17 protein-coding genes are annotated in these 15714 nt (G+C 65.5%); 11 read left to right on the forward strand and 6 right to left on the reverse strand.

Annotation, left to right across the window (positions count from 1 at the left end; translation table 11 throughout):
* The first annotated feature begins 16 nt into the window (after positions 1–16).
* Positions 17–421: a hypothetical protein gene (locus tag AC1DW2_RS12740; RefSeq protein WP_477006201.1), complete on the forward strand. Its 405-nt coding sequence runs from the start codon at positions 17–19 to the stop codon at positions 419–421.
* Positions 422–757: 336 nt separating this feature from the next.
* Here AC1DW2_RS12740 and AC1DW2_RS12745 read toward each other — a convergent pair whose 3' ends face one another.
* The gene (locus AC1DW2_RS12745) at positions 758–1099 is read right to left on the reverse strand and encodes a hypothetical protein (protein ID WP_166351901.1); all 342 of its coding nucleotides are present in this window, start codon (positions 1097–1099) and stop codon (positions 758–760) included.
* Positions 1100–1404: 305 nt separating this feature from the next.
* On the opposite strand from AC1DW2_RS12745, the gene AC1DW2_RS12750 reads away from it, so the two are divergent.
* The 10 genes from AC1DW2_RS12750 (at position 1405) to AC1DW2_RS12795 (ending at position 10193) form a co-directional block, all read left to right on the forward strand.
* Entirely contained in the window at positions 1405–2190 is a 786-nt protein-coding gene (locus tag AC1DW2_RS12750) for an alpha/beta hydrolase (protein ID WP_063984278.1), read from the forward strand.
* Between the two features lie 94 nt (positions 2191–2284).
* On the forward strand, positions 2285–3151 hold the full coding sequence (locus tag AC1DW2_RS12755) for an MBL fold metallo-hydrolase (RefSeq protein ID WP_477006202.1): 867 nt from the start codon (positions 2285–2287) through the stop codon (positions 3149–3151).
* On the forward strand, positions 3148–4794 hold the full coding sequence (gene mdcA, locus AC1DW2_RS12760) for a malonate decarboxylase subunit alpha (protein WP_477006203.1): 1647 nt from the start codon (positions 3148–3150) through the stop codon (positions 4792–4794). The genes AC1DW2_RS12755 and mdcA overlap by 4 nt, the downstream gene beginning before the upstream one ends.
* Positions 4795–4803: 9 nt before the next feature.
* Positions 4804–5121, forward strand: a complete 318-nt coding sequence (gene mdcC / locus AC1DW2_RS12765; RefSeq protein ID WP_063984275.1) for a malonate decarboxylase acyl carrier protein — start codon at positions 4804–4806, stop codon at positions 5119–5121.
* Positions 5118–6056 (forward strand): biotin-independent malonate decarboxylase subunit beta, encoded by a 939-nt coding sequence (locus AC1DW2_RS12770; protein WP_477006204.1) that lies wholly within the window; start codon positions 5118–5120, stop codon positions 6054–6056. The genes mdcC and AC1DW2_RS12770 overlap by 4 nt, the downstream gene beginning before the upstream one ends.
* Positions 6043–6765: a biotin-independent malonate decarboxylase subunit gamma gene (mdcE, locus tag AC1DW2_RS12775; protein ID WP_063984273.1), complete on the forward strand. Its 723-nt coding sequence runs from the start codon at positions 6043–6045 to the stop codon at positions 6763–6765. Before AC1DW2_RS12770 ends, mdcE begins: the two co-directional genes overlap by 14 nt.
* The gene (gene mdcG, locus AC1DW2_RS12780; RefSeq protein ID WP_477006205.1) at positions 6740–7420 is read left to right on the forward strand and encodes a malonate decarboxylase holo-[acyl-carrier-protein] synthase; all 681 of its coding nucleotides are present in this window, start codon (positions 6740–6742) and stop codon (positions 7418–7420) included. Before mdcE ends, mdcG begins: the two co-directional genes overlap by 26 nt.
* Positions 7417–8298 carry a triphosphoribosyl-dephospho-CoA synthase MdcB gene (mdcB, locus tag AC1DW2_RS12785; protein WP_477006206.1) on the forward strand — a complete coding sequence of 294 codons (882 nt, stop codon included), beginning with the start codon at positions 7417–7419 and terminating at the stop codon, positions 8296–8298. Before mdcG ends, mdcB begins: the two co-directional genes overlap by 4 nt.
* Complete coding sequence (locus tag AC1DW2_RS12790; RefSeq protein ID WP_354117212.1) at positions 8295–9245, forward strand: AEC family transporter; 951 nt, start codon at positions 8295–8297, stop codon at positions 9243–9245. Before mdcB ends, AC1DW2_RS12790 begins: the two co-directional genes overlap by 4 nt.
* Positions 9246–9254: 9 nt before the next feature.
* Positions 9255–10193: an ACP S-malonyltransferase gene (locus AC1DW2_RS12795; protein ID WP_477006207.1), complete on the forward strand. Its 939-nt coding sequence runs from the start codon at positions 9255–9257 to the stop codon at positions 10191–10193.
* 194 nt (positions 10194–10387) lie between these two features.
* On the opposite strand, the gene AC1DW2_RS12800 is transcribed toward AC1DW2_RS12795, so the two are convergent.
* From AC1DW2_RS12800 to AC1DW2_RS12820, 5 genes are all read right to left on the reverse strand, one after another.
* On the reverse strand, positions 10388–11434 hold the full coding sequence (locus tag AC1DW2_RS12800) for a helix-turn-helix domain-containing protein (RefSeq protein ID WP_477006208.1): 1047 nt from the start codon (positions 11432–11434) through the stop codon (positions 10388–10390).
* A gap of 256 nt (positions 11435–11690) precedes the next feature.
* On the reverse strand, positions 11691–12989 hold the full coding sequence (locus AC1DW2_RS12805; RefSeq protein WP_477006209.1) for an HlyD family secretion protein: 1299 nt from the start codon (positions 12987–12989) through the stop codon (positions 11691–11693).
* 10 nt (positions 12990–12999) lie between these two features.
* The gene (locus tag AC1DW2_RS12810) at positions 13000–13203 is read right to left on the reverse strand and encodes a DUF1656 domain-containing protein (protein WP_445221354.1); all 204 of its coding nucleotides are present in this window, start codon (positions 13201–13203) and stop codon (positions 13000–13002) included.
* Positions 13200–15101 (reverse strand): FUSC family protein, encoded by a 1902-nt coding sequence (locus AC1DW2_RS12815; protein WP_477006210.1) that lies wholly within the window; start codon positions 15099–15101, stop codon positions 13200–13202. Before AC1DW2_RS12815 ends, AC1DW2_RS12810 begins: the two co-directional genes overlap by 4 nt.
* Before the next feature lie 153 nt (positions 15102–15254).
* Positions 15255–15635: a response regulator transcription factor gene (locus AC1DW2_RS12820; protein ID WP_038955794.1), complete on the reverse strand. Its 381-nt coding sequence runs from the start codon at positions 15633–15635 to the stop codon at positions 15255–15257.
* Positions 15636–15714: the final 79 nt, after the last annotated feature.

Below are 15714 nucleotides of genomic sequence, written 5' to 3' on the forward strand. Positions count from 1 at the left end.
TCCTGGATGTCAGGGATTGCTTGAGCCGCTGATCGAAGTCGTGCTGTCGGTTGCGGCAGGGCCTTGCACCGGAACGGACGGACTGATTCCGGCGCCGCCGAGCTCGGTGGCTCCGAGCGGTATCCCGACGCGTCCGACCGTCGATGCTGAAGGCAGCGGAGGCGCCGCCGTGATGCTGCTGTTGCAGGTGACGGATGAGCCCCCGGACAGGCCGCCGCCGTCGAACAAGGCTCCGGACGAGGCGGTATTGCCGGATCCGGCACAACCCGCCGTGCTTTGCGCCGGATTGAGCGGCGAAATGCCGGGCGTTGCGATCTCGGTCGATCCCAGCGGAACGCCGACGGGCCGCGTGGATTGCGGGTTGAGCGGCGACGTCGCCAGCATGCCGGTGGAAGGCTGCATTCCCGGCATGGTCGTTTGAGCGGACGTCGCAGCCGGGACGAGCCACAGCATGCCGGCCGTGAGTGCCACGGCGAGCGGTATCAGGGTGAACCGGCGCGAGCTGGATCTTCCCGAGCCGACGTCGTTCGATGGGTGCTGCTCTCGCATGAAAAATGCTCCGGCTGAATGCTGTCGAGCACTAGAGAGGTGCGGAACGGTGGGGTATTTCCAGAACGCACGTCCCGCTACCCGGCAGCACGACGACAACGGGCATTCGACGCATCGTAAGCGGGTATTCGTCTTCGTTCGGCCGCGTCGCCGAGTTGCCTCGCCGATGACAGCGCCGTTGGCCGGCTTTGGCTTCGGCTCGCTTTCGCTATTTCAGAATGGCCCGCACATGCGCGAGTTCCCGGCTGCATGTGCCTGTGTCGCCGTTTTGTTCGGCGGTACGTGCGCGATCAAGCGAATCCAGCGCATCCGCGAAAACCGCTCCGCGGCCGCCTTCGGCCTCTGCAATCGAGCGAGGCGTCGGTTGATGACTGCGCAGCGCGCTGAGGCTCTCCCGCTGCCAGCCGTGGGCGCCCGCGTCTTTTTCGATGGCCTGATCCAGCTGGATCTGGGTTTTCGCGATGTCGTCCGCACAAGTGCCTGCACGCGCGGGCGAAGCCGCGCACAACAGGATGAGAAGCGCGATCTGGAGATTTGCTGTGGATGTCATGTGTCCGATCCCATGCATGGAGTTCAATCAGCATCAGATGCGACCTCTTGAATGCCAAAGCGGATCGTTCGTCTTTCGCGTATGAACGCCGGCCGTTCACAGTAATGAGAGGTCTGTACGCCTGACATATGCGCTGCGCTTTGAAGTGCGCGCCCTAGCTAGGCAGTGTCCCGAGGATGCACGAGCAGCCGTTGTCTCGATCGGCATGTCCCGACGTGCGAAGTGGCAAGGGCCGTTGTTTGCCGAAATACGCCGGCGAGTGTCGACACTACTGTCGCACCATTCCAACCTGGAGTGATCCCGACATGAAACACCTCAACGCTGGCCTCGCCTTCGCTGCCACTCTCTCCCTGTTCGCGACCGTCGCCCCGGCGCGCGCTGAACCCCCGAAGAACATCGTCCTGGTGCACGGCGCCTGGGTCGATGCGTCCGGCTGGAAGCCGGTCTACGAGATCCTGGTCAAGGAAGGCTTCCGCGTCAGCATGCTGCAGGAGCCCGAGACGTCGTTTGGCGATGATGTCACGGCGGCGAAGCGGCTGCTCGATCTCCAGAATGGCCCGACGCTTCTGGTCGGCCACAGCTATGGCGGCTCGATCATCACCGAGGCGGGTGTTCATCCCAATGTCGTCGGCCTCGTCTACGTCGCTGCGCATGCGCCCGACGTCGGAGAGGACGAAGCGGCGCTGGGCAAGAAGACGCCGAGCGTACTTGGAAAGACCGAAGGCGCCATCAAGGTCACGCCCGACAAATTCACCTATCTCGATCCCGTGCAATTCCCCAAGCTGTTCGCGCCCGATCTGCCGCGCGAGCAGGCGGAGTTCGAATCACGCTCCCAGGTTCTGGCCGCGACGCAGGTGTTCAGCACGCCGCTGACGGCGGCTGCGTGGAAGACCAAGCCGAGCTGGGGCATCGTTGCCGGCAACGACCAGATCATCAATCCGGATCTCGAGCGCTGGTATTACGAGCGCGCCAAGAGCCACACCACCGTGATCCCGGGTGCAAGCCACTCGGTCTACGAGTCGCATCCGAAGGAAGTGGCGGAGATCATCACCCGTGCCGCTCGCAGCATCGATCAACCGGCCACCCGCTGACGCGTTTTGCCGGCCCTGACGCACGGCCGGCAGAAGGAAGGACGGCGGGAGAGACAGCACTCCCGCCGGCCCGACTGCCCCTCCGGAGAATTCCATGAGCATGATCGAGACGACCGGCACGATCCTGGACTGGGACGTGACGACGGTGAAGCGGGCTGGACTGAGCCGCGATCTGCCGTCCGGCAATCCGGACCTGATGTGGGTCGCGAATTCGTCGACTTTGATCTACGGCGAGCGGGATGCCATCCTCGTCGACACGTTCCTGACCGCCGGGCAGTCGAAGACGTTGCTGGATTGGGTCGTGTCGCGGGAGCGAAATCTGACCACGATCTACGTCACGCATGGCCACGGTGATCATTTCTTCGGTCTCGCGCCGCTGCTCGATCGCTTTCCGCGGGCACGGGCCGTGGCCGTTCCCGAGGTTGTCGACGAGATGAAGACGCAGCTTTCGCCGGCATCGCTCGACGGTTTCTGGCGCAAGCGCTCTCCGGGCGAGATCGCGCAGCGCCTGGTCGCTGCAGAGCCTMTCGAAGGCGAGCTCGCGCTCGAGGGACACAAGCTCGTCGTCATCGACATGGGACGAACCGACACGGCGCGCTCCACCGCCCTTCATGTCCCGTCTCGCGATCTGATCGTCGCCGGCGACACCGTGTACAACGGCATTCATCCTTATCTCGCCGAAACCGACACGCAGAGCCGGCTGGAATGGATCGCCGCGCTCGATCGGCTCGAAGCGTTGAAGCCCCGCTTCGTGGTGGCCGGACACAAGAAGCCGGAGAACGATGACGATCCGCGCAGCATCGCGGAGACCCGGCAATATCTGCTCGATTTCGACCGACTCGACCAGGCGACGATTTCTCCGCGCGAGCTCTACGAGGCGATGCTCGCGCTTCATCCCGACCGTGCCAATCCGGGATCGCTCTGGAGCGGAGCCAACGCCGCAAAGGGGCCAAGGTCATGACGAGCTGGCAGAACAACCGCGCCGCGCGCGATGCCCGCATCGCGGCCGGTGCCGGACTTGCCCACGGCAAGGTCGTGGAAGCGTCCGACGCTACGCGTCTGCTGGAGGCCGTGATCCGGCCGGGTGACCGGGTTTGCCTCGAAGGCGATAACCAGAAGCAGGCGGATCTCTTGAGCCGTGCACTGCTGGCGGTCGATCTGTCCAAGGTCAACGATCTGCACATGGTGCAGTCGGGCGTCGTTCTGCCCGAACATCTGGACCTGTTCGACCGCGGGGTCGCGAAGCGGCTCGACTATGCCTATTCCGGGCCACAATCGGCGCGCATCGCGCACATGCTGTTCGGCGGCAAGATCGAGCTGGGAGCAATTCACACCTATCTCGAACTGTTCGCGCGCTACTTCATCGATCTCACCCCGCACGTCGCCCTGATCGCCGCCGTCAGCGCCGACCGTGACGGCAATCTCTACACCGGCCCGAACACCGAGGACACGCCCACCGTGGTGGAGGCAACGGCGTTCAAGGACGGCGTCGTGATCGCCCAGGTCAACGAGATCGTCGAGACGGTTCCGCGGGTCGATATCCCGGCGGACCGCGTCCATTTCGTCGTCAAGTCCGACAAGCCGTTCTTCGTCGAGCCACTGTTCACGCGCGATCCGGCGGCGATCACCGAGGGGCAGATCCTGACCGCGATGCTCGCGATCAAGGGCATCTATGCGCCCTATGGCGTGCAGCGGATCAATCACGGGATCGGCTTCAGCACGGCCGCGATCGAGCTCCTGCTGCCGACGTTCGGCGAGAGGCTGGGCCTGAAGGGTAGGATCGCAACCCACTTCGCCCTGAATCCGCATCCCGCGCTCATTCCCGCGATCGAGTCCGGTTGGGTTCGGCAGATCCACTCATTCGGCTCGGAGGTCGGCATGGACGAGTACATCCGGGCCCGATCCGACGTCTATTTCACCGGTCCCGACGGCTCGCTGCGTTCCAACCGCGCGTTTTGCCAGACCGCCGGGCTCTATGCCTGCGACATGTTCATCGGCTCCACGCTGCAGATCGATCTCCAGGGAAATTCTTCGACCATCACCACCTCGCGCATCGCCGGGTTCGGCGGCGCGCCGAACATGGGCGCGGATGCGCGCGGTCGCAGGCATCCGAGCGAGCCCTGGCTGAAGGCCGGCGCGGAGGCCGATCCCGACAGCCCGGCGCCGTTGCGCCGGGGCCGCAAGCTGGTGGTGCAGATTGGCGAGACCTTCGGCGACAAGAACGTCCCGTTGTTCGTCGAGAAGCTCGATGCGATCGAGCTCGCCGAGAAGCTCAACCTCGAGCTCGCGCCGGTGATGATCTACGGCGACGACGTCACGCACATCGTCACCGAGGAGGGCGTGGCGAACCTCCTGTTGTGCCGTACGGCGCAAGAACGCGAGCAGGCGATCCGCGGCGTCGCTGGATACACCGATGTCGGTCGCGGGCGGGATCGCAGCATGGTCGCGCAGCTGCGCGAGCGCGGCGTGATCCGGCGGCCGGAAGATATCGGCATCAATCCGCTCGATGCGGATCGCAACATGCTGGCGGCGCGCTCGATCAAGGATCTCGTGCGCTGGTCGGGCGGGCTCTACGCGCCGCCGTCGAAATTCAGGAACTGGTGAGGACAGGCCATGGAAGATCTCAGCTTTCATCACCCGGTTCGCGAGCGCGCGGGCGGTATCAGGCAGAGCGCGATCGTGGGCGTGGTCGCCTCGGGCAATCTGGAAGTGCTGGTGGAGCGCGTCCTGCCGGATGCGGAATGCGCGGTGGAGATCAAAACCGCGGCGATGGGCTTCGGCGAAGTCTGGAGCGCCGTCATTGGCGATTTCGTCGAGCGCTATTCGCCCGGCGGGCTGAAATTCTCCATCAATGACGGCGGCGCGCGGCCCGACACGGTCTCGCTTCGGCTGGCGCAGGCGGTGCGATTGATCGCGGGGAGCGAGCAATGACCGCGCCGCTCCCGCACATCGCCCCGGCCGAACGGGCCCGCAGCACGAGCTTCAACGAGGCATCGGCGCGGACGAGGCTTGATCTGCTGCTTGATGCCGGCAGCCTGGTCGAGTTCATCGGGCCGGAACAGCGCGAGGTCAGTCCGCACCTGGAGATATTCGGCCTTCCCGAGCAGTTCGATGACGGCATCGTCGTCGGCCATGGCCGGCTCGGCGGCGCGCCGGTATTCGTCGCCGCGCAGGAAGGACGTTTCATGGGCGGCGCCTTCGGCGAGGTGCACGGCGCCAAACTGCTGGGTCTGCTCCGCGCAGCGCGCGAGATCGGATCGATCCCTGTTCTGATCCTGCTCGATACCGGCGGCGTCCGGCTGCAGGAGGCCAATGCCGGTGAGCTCGCCATCGCCGAGATCATGCGTGCGGTGATGGAGGCGCGCAGTGCTGGCGTGAAGGTCATCGGCTTGATCGGCGGGCGCTCCGGCTGCTATGGCGGCGGCGGTCTGATCGCAGGCTGTTGCTCTGCGCTCGCCGTTTCGGAGGCGGGACGCATCGCGGTGTCGGGCCCCGAGGTGATCGAGACCAATCGCGGCGTCGAGGAGTTCGACTCCCGTGACCGTGCCCTGGTCTGGCGCACCATGGGCGGCAAGCACCGGCGGCTGCTCGGTGCGGCCGACGTCTTCGCCGATGACACCGTGCAGGATTTTCGCGAGGCCGCACTCGAGCTGATCGGGTTGATCGGCCCCTTCGGCCTCGACCGGCTCAGGGCGGAGCAGGAGCGTCTGGCCGACAGGTTGCGCCGCTTCGGCGCTTGCCAGGACGCCGTCGATATCTGGACCGTGGAAGGTGTTGCGCATGCGGAAACGGTTCCGGAATTGCCGGCCGACCAGTTCATTGCGCTCGCTAGCAGGATCGGGAGGACCAGCCGTGACGCTCGATGACATTCTCGCCTCGCTGTTTCCCGACGGCCATGAGGTCAGGAACGACAATGGCGTCATTGCTGGCGCCGCGACGCTGCGATCCGGTGGCAGGATACTCGTGATTGGTGTTGCGGATCGGACTGCGCTCGGCGTCGACGAGGCGATCAGACTTTCCGCGCACGTCCTGGAGTCGATCGACCGCGGGAGCGGACCGATCCTGGTGCTCGTCGACAGCGACAGCCAGCGCATGAGCAAGCGTGACGAGCTGCTCGGGCTCAACGAATTCCTCGCGCATCTGGCGAAAGTGCTGATCCACGCGGACATGCACGGCCGCCCGACCATCGGTCTTCTCTACGGCCACTCGGCGGCGGGGGCCCTGCTTGCGACGGGCCTTGCGACGCGCGTGCTGGTCGGATTGCCCGGCGCCTCTCCCGCGGTGATGGATCTGCCGTCGATGGCGAAGGTCACCAAATTGTCGATGACCGCTCTTGAGGAGAAAGCCAAATCGACGCCGGTTTTCGCGCCGGGGCTCTCCAATCTCGAGCAGATGGGTGCCGTTCATATGACATGGAGCGATGCCACCTCACTCGCAGACCAGCTGGAGGCGCTGCTCGCCGACATGCCGGCTGCGCGGGATCGAAGAGATGCGCTCGGTAAGGAGCGCGGTGGCCGGCCGAAGGCCGCCGATATCGCGGAGCGCGTTCGTGACCTTGCCCTGCAAACCCGGTGAACCGCCGGCCGGTCGCCACGACCTCGTCTTTGTTAGCCCGCAGGGTTGGCGCGCGATGATCGGGATGCGCGGCGATCTCGCAGCCGACCCGCTGGTTTCGCGTTGGTCCGAAATGGGATGGCCGACGATCAGGCGGCGCGCTCTGCCTAGCGAAACGACCGGCGTTGCGCTCGGCCTGCCGTTGCCGCCCTCCGCCGGCAAGAAGCGGCTGTCGTTTCTCGCGGATATCGACCACGTCACTTCGGTCGCGAGGCCGCCCGCGCTGCGGCAGGCGCGCGCCTCGGCGCCGCGCAACTGGTGGCCGACGCTCGATCGGCTCGACGGGCTCGCGCTTCGTCATTCGGTGGACGTGCGCGTGTTCGGCAGCCTCGCATGGCAATCGCTGACCGGGCTCGATTACGTGACCGCTCGTTCCGACCTTGATGTCCTGTTCGCGTTCCCCCGCGACACCGATCTGGATCGGCTCGCCGCCGACGTGGCTGCGATCGAGACCGATGCGCCGATGCGGCTCGATGGCGAATTGATGCACGCGGATGGTGCAGCGGTGAACTGGCGCGAATTCCATGCCGGCACGGACCAGCTTCTGGTCAAGACCATCGGGTGCGTGGCCCTGCTCGACAGGGATCGATTCATTTCGGGAGCGATGGGATCATGATCACAGCGGCCGCGCGAAGCATCGAACCGCTTGTTGCCAGCCGGGGGCAGATGGCGTCCGGTGTCCGGGCGATCGGCGGCTTCGCTGCCGATTGCCTCGCCATGGAGCTGGAAACCTGGCCCAAGCCGGGGCTCGTGAGTCATGTCGACAATGGCAGTCACGTCGACATGGATGCCGGCACGTTTCGTCGCAGCGCTGCGGCCATCAGGCCTTACCTTCAAAGCCTTGCCGAAGCGGGCGCGCTCGGTTGCGGCATGGGAGTGCTGCGGGTCATCGGCCTGGAGGCCGAACGGGCGATGCTCGAGGCGACCGCGGGCGTCAATACGCATCGCGGCGCGATCTTCGGTCTTGGCCTGTTGTGCGCGGCGGCCGGTGCGAGGGCCGGCGGGCTGGTCGATCCGGCACGTCCGCTCGGCGACGTCGTGGCACGCCTCTGGGGCGCCAGCATACTCGACGGTCCGGTGTTGCTGCACAGCCATGGCAGCGCTGCTCGCCGCCGCTTTCGCGCAGGCGGAGCCCGTATCGAGGCGGCGAGCGGGTTTCCCAGCGTCTACCGGATCGGCTTGCCGGCCCTGCGGAGAGTAACGCCTGCCACGCCCGAGGATGCGGAAGCGGCTCGGGTCGAAGCGTGCTTTGCCCTGATTGCGTCAGTGGAAGACACGAACCTGCTGCATCGTGGCGGGCTCGAGGGGCTTCGTTTTGCACGTCGCGCGGCACGTCGCTTCATCGACGCCGGCGGCGTGCGCGCTCCGGGCTGGCGCGTCAGCGCGCGATGGATCCATGAAAGCTTCGTCGCCCGTCGTCTCAGTCCCGGTGGCTCGGCTGACCTGCTTGCGATGTCGCTCTTCGTCGATGCCTACGACGCGCCGGGGCCATGATGTCCAATGCAATCCTGATGGCGCTGGTGCCGGTGTTCTTTGTCCTGCTGCTGGGATACGCCGCCGGAAGGTTTCATGTCGTCGACAATCTCCATGTCGATGCTCTCAACGCACTCGTGATGGATTTCGCCGTACCGGCGTCCCTGTTCGCCGCAACCGCCTCGGCGTCGCGCAGCGAGATGATCGAGCAGGTTCCGCTGTTTCTGGTGCTCGGCATAACGATGTCGTTGCTCTATGCCGCCTGGTATCTTGCCGCGCGCAGGTTGTTCAAGGTGTCGCGGCCCGATGCGTCGATTCAGGCACTCACGGTTGGCTTTCCAAATCTTGCCGGCGTCGGTCTTCCAATCCTGACATCCGTCGCGGGACAGGCGGGCGCCGTTCCGGTCGCCGTCGCATTGGCAACCGGTTCGGTCCTCATCAGCCCGGTGACCCTGATCATGGCGGAAATGGACGCCGCCAGGTCCCGTGGCGAGGAAATGGCGGCGCGGCAGATGCTGACGGCGGTGGGACGTGCGATCACCAAGCCGGTCGTGCTCGCGCCCGTGTTCGGCATCCTGTTTTCGGTGTCGGATCTGAGCCTCGATGCGCTCGCTCATGCGTGCCTCGCGCTGATCGGGAGTTCGGCCGCCGGCGTCGCGCTGTTCCTGACCGGAGCCATCCTGTCGGCACAGTCGTTCCGCCTGGACTGGAAGATCGCGGCCGCAACCGTGGCCGCGGACGTGGTTCGGCCGCTCGCAGCCGTTGCAATCACTCACGTCTTTCCAATCGCTCCCGACACAGCGAGGACGGCCATTCTGCTGGCCGCGGTGCCTTCCGGCTTTTTCGGCATCCTGTTTGCGGTCAACTACCGGCTGGACTCGGCCGCGGTCGGATCGATGGTCATTTCGAGCACCGGATTCAGCGTCGCGACCATGGCGGTCGCGATCGCCGTGCTCTTTCCGCACTAGGCGGCAATCATGACACTTGCGATCCTGTGCTCGGGACAAGGCGGACAGCATCGGGACATGTTCGCCCTGACGGGCGATGCGCCGGAAGCGACGCACCTGTTTGCACACGCGGCAACGTTGCTGGGCGGCTGGGATCCGCGCGATTTCGTGCGCAGCGAATCTGACGAGGCTCTGCATCGCAACCGGTCCGGCCAGATTCTATGCACGTTGCAGGCACTGGCAGCCGCTGCCGGGCTCAGGGACATCATTCCACATGGCACCATCATCGCAGGCTACAGCGTCGGTGAGGTGGCGGCATGGGGCGTGGGAGATCTGTTCGAACCGGTCCTCACGCTCGACCTCGCAGTGCGCCGCGCGGAAGCGATGGACGCCGCCACCTGCGCCGGTGACGGGCTGATCTTTGTCCGTGGTCTTTCACATGACGATATGACCCGCCTTTGCGAGCGCCACGGCGCGGCGATCGCCATCGTCAATCCAGGCGATGCCTTCGTGGTCGGCGGTGGCCGGGAGGCATTGAACGGGATTGCCGGAGAGGCGAGGGCGATGCGCGCCACAAGGATCATCGATCTGCCGGTTCGGGTTGCCTCCCACACCGGACGGCTCGCCGAGGCGTCGGTCGTGTTTCGCGAAGTCTTGCGGTCGGCGCCGGTGGCGTTCCCGTCGGCCGCCGGTGCGCGCATCCTGAGCGGCATCGACGGCGGTTCGGTCGTCTCCGCCGAGACGGGCCACGACAAGCTCGCCGCGCAGATCTCGCAAACCGTGCAGTGGGGAAATTGCCTGCAAAGCTGTCTCGAAGCGGGTGCCACGGCATTTCTCGAATTTGGACCTGGACATGCACTGAGCCGGATGGTTGCGAGCATCGAGCCCGGCCTTCCGGTGCGGTCGCTGGACGATTTCAGGAGTCTTCAGGGCGTGCGCAACTGGCTTGCGCGGCATCTCAGCGACTGAAATGGCAACAGCATCGTTCCGGAATCGGACGGACGGCGCGCTCCGGATCAACGTGCGGCGAGGCAAAAAAAGGGGCCGTCCTTGTGGGGAGGACGGCCCAATGCTCGCATGCCTGGGAGGAGAAGGCTCGAGCCGTGACTTGGGGTCTCAGTCACTAACACTGCCAGCATCGCCGATCCGGCGTGCAAAGTATTTCACGTCCCCACGCTGTTTCTCATTTCGCATGATTCACGAAGGTCCGCCGGCAGGACATGAGACACCGGCTCGCGTGACGGAACCGGGTCGCATTCAGCGAGCCTGGGTGACGCCAATGCGTTCCGGCTGGTGCATCGCCAACGTGCCGGCGTGTCGCCTGTCAGACGTTTGAAGACAGTCGAGAAATGCGCCTGCGTGCAGAAACCGACGGCCAGCGCCGCCTCGACCAGCGGCGTCTCGGTATTCGACAGGAGAGATTTTGCATGCTCGATGCGCTGTTGCAGGAGATACTCGCGCGGCCGGTATCCAGTCGCGGCGCGAAACTGCGCTGCGAAGTGCATCCGGGACAATCCCGCGACGCCGGCGAGGTCGGACAGGCTGATGGAGTGGTCGAAGCGCGCCCTGACATACTCCTCGACGCGTCGGAGCCGCCATTTCGGCAAGGCGTTGACTTTCGTACGCGGGGGCTCGCGCCGAGCGACGTGCATCACCAGCGTCTGGGCGATGCAGCGCGCAAATTCCCGATCAGCCGAATGGCCTTGTTCGGTCAGCGCCTTTGCGAGCTGTTCGGCGAACGGGTCGCGCAACAGAACGAGATCGTTCAGGCATTCGGGCGCGAGCGGCTCCGTTCCCTGCTGCGGAGATGGGAAGCAATTGGCCGAGATGTGGAAGTGCAGGAAATCGCACGGCACAAGAAACTGCGCGCGGAGCGGCTTCGACGGCGCGCCGACATAGAGCGTGCCTGCCGGCATGGCGCCTTCGAAAATGGTCTGACTGCCTCTGGTCAGCTTGAGACGTGTGCTCTTCAGGGCGATCGAGAAGAAGTACCGGTCGGGAGGCGTCGTTGCATCCTCGCGCCTGACGGCCGTCTGCGCATAGGTAAAGCGCGAGATCGTGATGTCCTCGCGCGCGACGCCCGCGCGTTGCTCGGGCTGGCGCCATTTTCGTTCGTGGGGGAATTCGCGTGCCCCCTGAGAGAAATCCGGTTCGCGGGCGCCGGGTTGATGTGTCAATCGGGCGCCGGCCGCTTGCATATCGGTGAGCATCGTTCGTCCCGTCTTTTGGATTCCGCTGCCGCCGTGACGGCTGCTGAATGCCATTGGTTGACGCTCGAACGATATGTCTGATGCCGCCACAAGGCCCGTTAGCGTTGCTGAAATCGTGTTAGATTTTGCGAAAGCTGCAGGTGCGTCGGAACGTCGCGAAACTCCGAATTAAGCAAGAAGAATCAAATGCTTGCGCTGTGAGTTCAGATGTTGCGGCGCGATGCAGCTCTCTTCAGGTCGGGCGATCTGACCGGATTCAGGGAAGGCGTGGCGAGGCATCGATGCCGGGGCTGAGTCCGGGCGCGATCTTCTCCGCCGGCGGAATTGCGGGCACCCGCGCGTAGGGAAGCGCCGTCACCTCGGGAGGCTGCTGGGATGGGGATTGGAGGCAGTTGGGGCGCGGCGGATCTCCTGCGCCGAACACATCAAACATTGGGTCCACGAAGGTCGTGCGGAGCCGATGAGGCCAGGTCTGGCGATCGACCGCATTGGGCCGCCGGATCGTCACCGTGGCCGTCATGCCGGAGACGAGCGGCACGCCCGGCGGCACCGTGTCGATGGCGACACGAACCGGTATGCGCTGTGCGAGCCGCACCCAGGTGTAGATCGGGTCCACGTTGGGCAGACCTTGCGTGCCCGCCGCGGCGTTTGACGGGCTGATGCCGCGGGTCACGGTTTTCACATGTCCCAGGATCGGCTTGGAGTAACCGATGAGCTGTGCCTCGACGCGATCGCCGACGCAGACATGCGCCATCTTGGTTTCCTCGAAATAACCGTCGATCCAGAAGCTGTTGGAATCGATGATGGAGACGTTGGTGACGCCGGTCAGCGCATAGTCGCCGACGCGTAGCAGGAGATTGGTGACATAGCCGTCGACGGGGCTGAGCACATTGGTGCGCTTCAGGTTCAATTCCGCCTGTGCAAGCTGGTGAGCGGCCGCTGCGTAGGCGGCCTTCGCCTGCGAGGCATTGCCGGCGAAGATCTGCTGCTCCTCTGGCGTCGTCGCGAGGTCGGACAGACGCCGGCGCCGGTCGGACTCGGCCTGCTTCACCTCCAGGTCCGCCGCCCGCTGGTCGACGAGGGCCTTGCCGATGCTGACGGCTACGTCGAAGTCGAAGGGATCGATGACGTAGAGCACGTCACCCTTGTGGACGAACTGGTTGTCGGCCACCCGCAGCTCCACGATTTTGCCCGCGATCTGCGGCGCGACATTGGCGACCTGCACGCGCACGCTGCCATTGCGCGTCCAGGGCGCGGTGACATAGTGCTGCCAGGTTGCAACCGATATCAGGATGGCGACCAGAGCGATGGCAAGAGTAGCGAAATGCTTGCCGACGCCGGCCATGAACCGCCCGGCGGCCTTGCGCAGCGACCGCGTCAATAGCGTCGCCTGCCGGGAAGCTTCGCCATCGTTCGCGGCGCGGTCGCTGGTCGCGCGCGCCGCGGCCTCCGTCAGGCTGGAACACGCGACGGCGTCGGCTGCGTCCGCTCGTGCTTCGGCTGAAGATTCGGGGTGGGGCGGAAAGGCCGCATCTCGAGGCAGAGCCGCGTCCATGACTTTCTCCCTAGCAAAAGAGCGCGAGCAGGCCGAAGATCGACACGTAGAGGCAGAGCTCGGCCAGCGACGGGTTGCTGAAGATTCTTGTAAATCCGACGAGACGCAGCACCGGGCGGAGCAGCAGGAATGCGAGCAGCGCCGTGGCCGCATAGGACACGATCGGGGCGATCAGCACGCCGCCCACGACGAGTTCACGATAAGTATTCGTCACGGATGCGTCCCCTGGCCGGAACCGGTGAAACTCCGCCATGGTTCGAGGACGATGCTGGCCGGAACGAGCGCGGCGAGCACCGGCTCGACGGACAGGTTGCCTTGGGCAGCCGTCTGGCGCAGCGCCTCGGCGGCAGTCAGGATTGCGCCCCTATCGCGTAGGGTGAGCGCGGCTCGCGCGGCGCGCACCGCTCCGCCGAGTGAGTTCTCGGCCAGGCGGTCCAGTTCGGCATGGCACTGTCGCAGCACCACGGCCTCGTCGAAGCAGCGCAGCGCTTCCGCGACGACCCGAGGGGGAGGTGCCGTGGCGCCGTTCGTTGTCAGGATCTGCTCGATCCGGGCGGCATCGCGAAACGCGGCTTCCTCCGGCGCGAGATGCCGGGCTCGCCCGGAATCGAGGCGGCTCAGCTCGCGATGGGCGTCGTCCAGCAGCAGCCGGATCCTCCGTTCGCCGGACAAGGACGGCAGCAGGAGCTGCGCTGCGAAGACCAGAACCGAGGAAAGCTGGGCAAACAGACATGTCACAAGGAATACGTCGGGGTCGTAGCTCTGCGGATTGCTCGGTGCGAGAATGACAAGCGTGAACACGAGGGAGAGCCGGCCGAGCGGCGGCAGGATGCCGCTCGGCAGCGTGATCAGCAGCGCTGCGCCGATCACGAGAGGCGCAAGGCCGATCGCCAGCAGTTGAAACTCGGATACGCCGTTGAAGACGAGGTATTTCAGGATGCCGGCGAGCAGGCATGCGATCGGCATGGCAAAAACCGCCAGTGTCGTGAAGGCGCGCGGATCCGGAGCCGTCGCGCTCAGGCCGATGATGACTGCGGCAAGCGAGAGGCAGAGCGCGGTGGTCGGCCATCCCGCCATCACGAAGATGATTGCAATGAGGATGAAGTGGATCGCGGCCCTGACGCCGGCTGCCGCTGCAATGCGAGGCGAGCGGTAAAGCGGCGCGCGCCACTGCCGGAGTGGATGGTTTCCGGCCCGCAGTGCCTCGAGGCTGTCGCGCACGTCTGCATTCCTGCGGATGATCTGATCGCGCAGATGGGTCCGGCAGATCGCGATCAGGCCGGAGGCGTCGGGGTTTCGGTCGTCCCGGGACGTCGCGGATGCGGCCGGCAGCGCGGCAAGCGTACGGGCGAGCGCGAGCTCGCTCACGAGGCCCACCATCGCGGAGCGTGCGGCTGCGGTTCTGGCCGGGCCGCTGATCGACTCCGTGACGAGGCTCGCGATCTCCGGATGCAGGGCCGCGACATCGCGCAACATGTCCGCAGCAGCGGTCGCGGATGAAGCTTCACCGCGGACGGCGCGTTGCGCGAACTCCGTGACCCCGCGATGCAGTGTTTCGAGGCGGCTCGCCAGAACCGGATGATAGTCCGGCGCGGCGAGCACCTCGTTGACCAGAGCGACCGCGAGGACGCCGATGGCGATGGCGGCGCCCCGGGCGACGCCGGTCGGAAACACCTGCAATGGGCTGTCGATCTGCTGAATGGCAATCAGGGCAACGGTGATGCAGCTGAGAGCCGCCGCATAAGCGCGATTGCCGTCCAGCATCCCGGCGACGTAGACGCAAAGTCCGACCCAGATCCCCAACACTGCGGGCAGAAGCGCGCCGGTTTGGGAAAAGGTGCCGGCGATGGCGATCGATGCGATCACGCCGATGGCGGTTGCGAGCAGCCGATAGCCTGCCTTTTCCATGCCCTGCGCGCGCGTGGGCAGCGCCAGGATTGCCACGGTGACGGCAGCCGACGAGGGGGATTCGAGCTCGAGCCAGAAGCTCACATAGAGTGCGAGGAGCATTGCCAGCAGGACGCGCAGCGCGAACGCCCAGGAACTCACCGGGAAGCCGGCGAAGACCCGCGGGCGGATGTCGTCGGCAGCGCTGGTGGCGTCACCTGGCAATTATGCTCCCTCCATGCGCGGCAAAGCGTGCGGCCTGCCGGCGTCGCGAAATCGAAGGGGAGCATGAGCTGTGCCGGCCGGTATTTTCGGTCCATCAACCTGCTTTCGGGAACGCACGCCGGGAAGGCGCAGTTGGCCCGAGCCGGGACCCGACTATTGCGGCGCGTGGCCCGCTAGGGCCTCTTCGAGGCGGCGGATGATCTCGTCGCCGCTGGACGGCTTGCCGAGATAGCAATGCGCGCCAGCCGCCATGACGCGCTGGCGCACGGGTTCGCTGGGGAAAGCGGTCATGAAAATGATCGGGAAATGGCGGCCGGAAGCAACCAGGCGCGCCTGCAATTCATCGCCGGTAATGACCGGCATCTGAACGTCGGCGATCATGCAGGCCGGATCTTCTCCCGCCGGTTCCCGCAGGAAGGCGACGCCGGACTCGTAGGCGTGGGCTTCATAGCCGAGCGAACGCACGAGGCTCGCCAGCGACGCGCGCACGCCTTCGTCGTCGTCCACGATCGCAATCACCGGGGTTTTGGCCATTGGCACACATCCTGACCGCTGTGTTCCGCAGGGAGGATATCTCCCATTGGGCGGCCGATGGGGCCTTATGCACCGTGCG

The organism is Bradyrhizobium sp. P3_C3, assembly GCF_056402655.1.

What these genes read in the sequence shown, in the direction of transcription:
- AC1DW2_RS12745 (WP_166351901.1), bottom strand. Translation starts at nt 1,099, where the DNA reads ATGACATCCACAGCAAATCTCCAGATCGCGCTTCTCATCCTGTTGTGC.
- AC1DW2_RS12750 (WP_063984278.1), top strand. Translation starts at nt 1,405, where the DNA reads ATGAAACACCTCAACGCTGGCCTCGCCTTCGCTGCCACTCTCTCCCTG.
- mdcA (WP_477006203.1), top strand. Translation starts at nt 3,148, where the DNA reads ATGACGAGCTGGCAGAACAACCGCGCCGCGCGCGATGCCCGCATCGCG.
- mdcC (WP_063984275.1), top strand. Translation starts at nt 4,804, where the DNA reads ATGGAAGATCTCAGCTTTCATCACCCGGTTCGCGAGCGCGCGGGCGGT.
- AC1DW2_RS12770 (WP_477006204.1), top strand. Translation starts at nt 5,118, where the DNA reads ATGACCGCGCCGCTCCCGCACATCGCCCCGGCCGAACGGGCCCGCAGC.
- mdcB (WP_477006206.1), top strand. Translation starts at nt 7,417, where the DNA reads ATGATCACAGCGGCCGCGCGAAGCATCGAACCGCTTGTTGCCAGCCGG.
- AC1DW2_RS12790 (WP_354117212.1), top strand. Translation starts at nt 8,295, where the DNA reads ATGATGTCCAATGCAATCCTGATGGCGCTGGTGCCGGTGTTCTTTGTC.
- AC1DW2_RS12795 (WP_477006207.1), top strand. Translation starts at nt 9,255, where the DNA reads ATGACACTTGCGATCCTGTGCTCGGGACAAGGCGGACAGCATCGGGAC.
- AC1DW2_RS12800 (WP_477006208.1), bottom strand. Translation starts at nt 11,434, where the DNA reads ATGCTCACCGATATGCAAGCGGCCGGCGCCCGATTGACACATCAACCC.
- AC1DW2_RS12805 (WP_477006209.1), bottom strand. Translation starts at nt 12,989, where the DNA reads ATGGACGCGGCTCTGCCTCGAGATGCGGCCTTTCCGCCCCACCCCGAA.
- AC1DW2_RS12820 (WP_038955794.1), bottom strand. Translation starts at nt 15,635, where the DNA reads ATGGCCAAAACCCCGGTGATTGCGATCGTGGACGACGACGAAGGCGTG.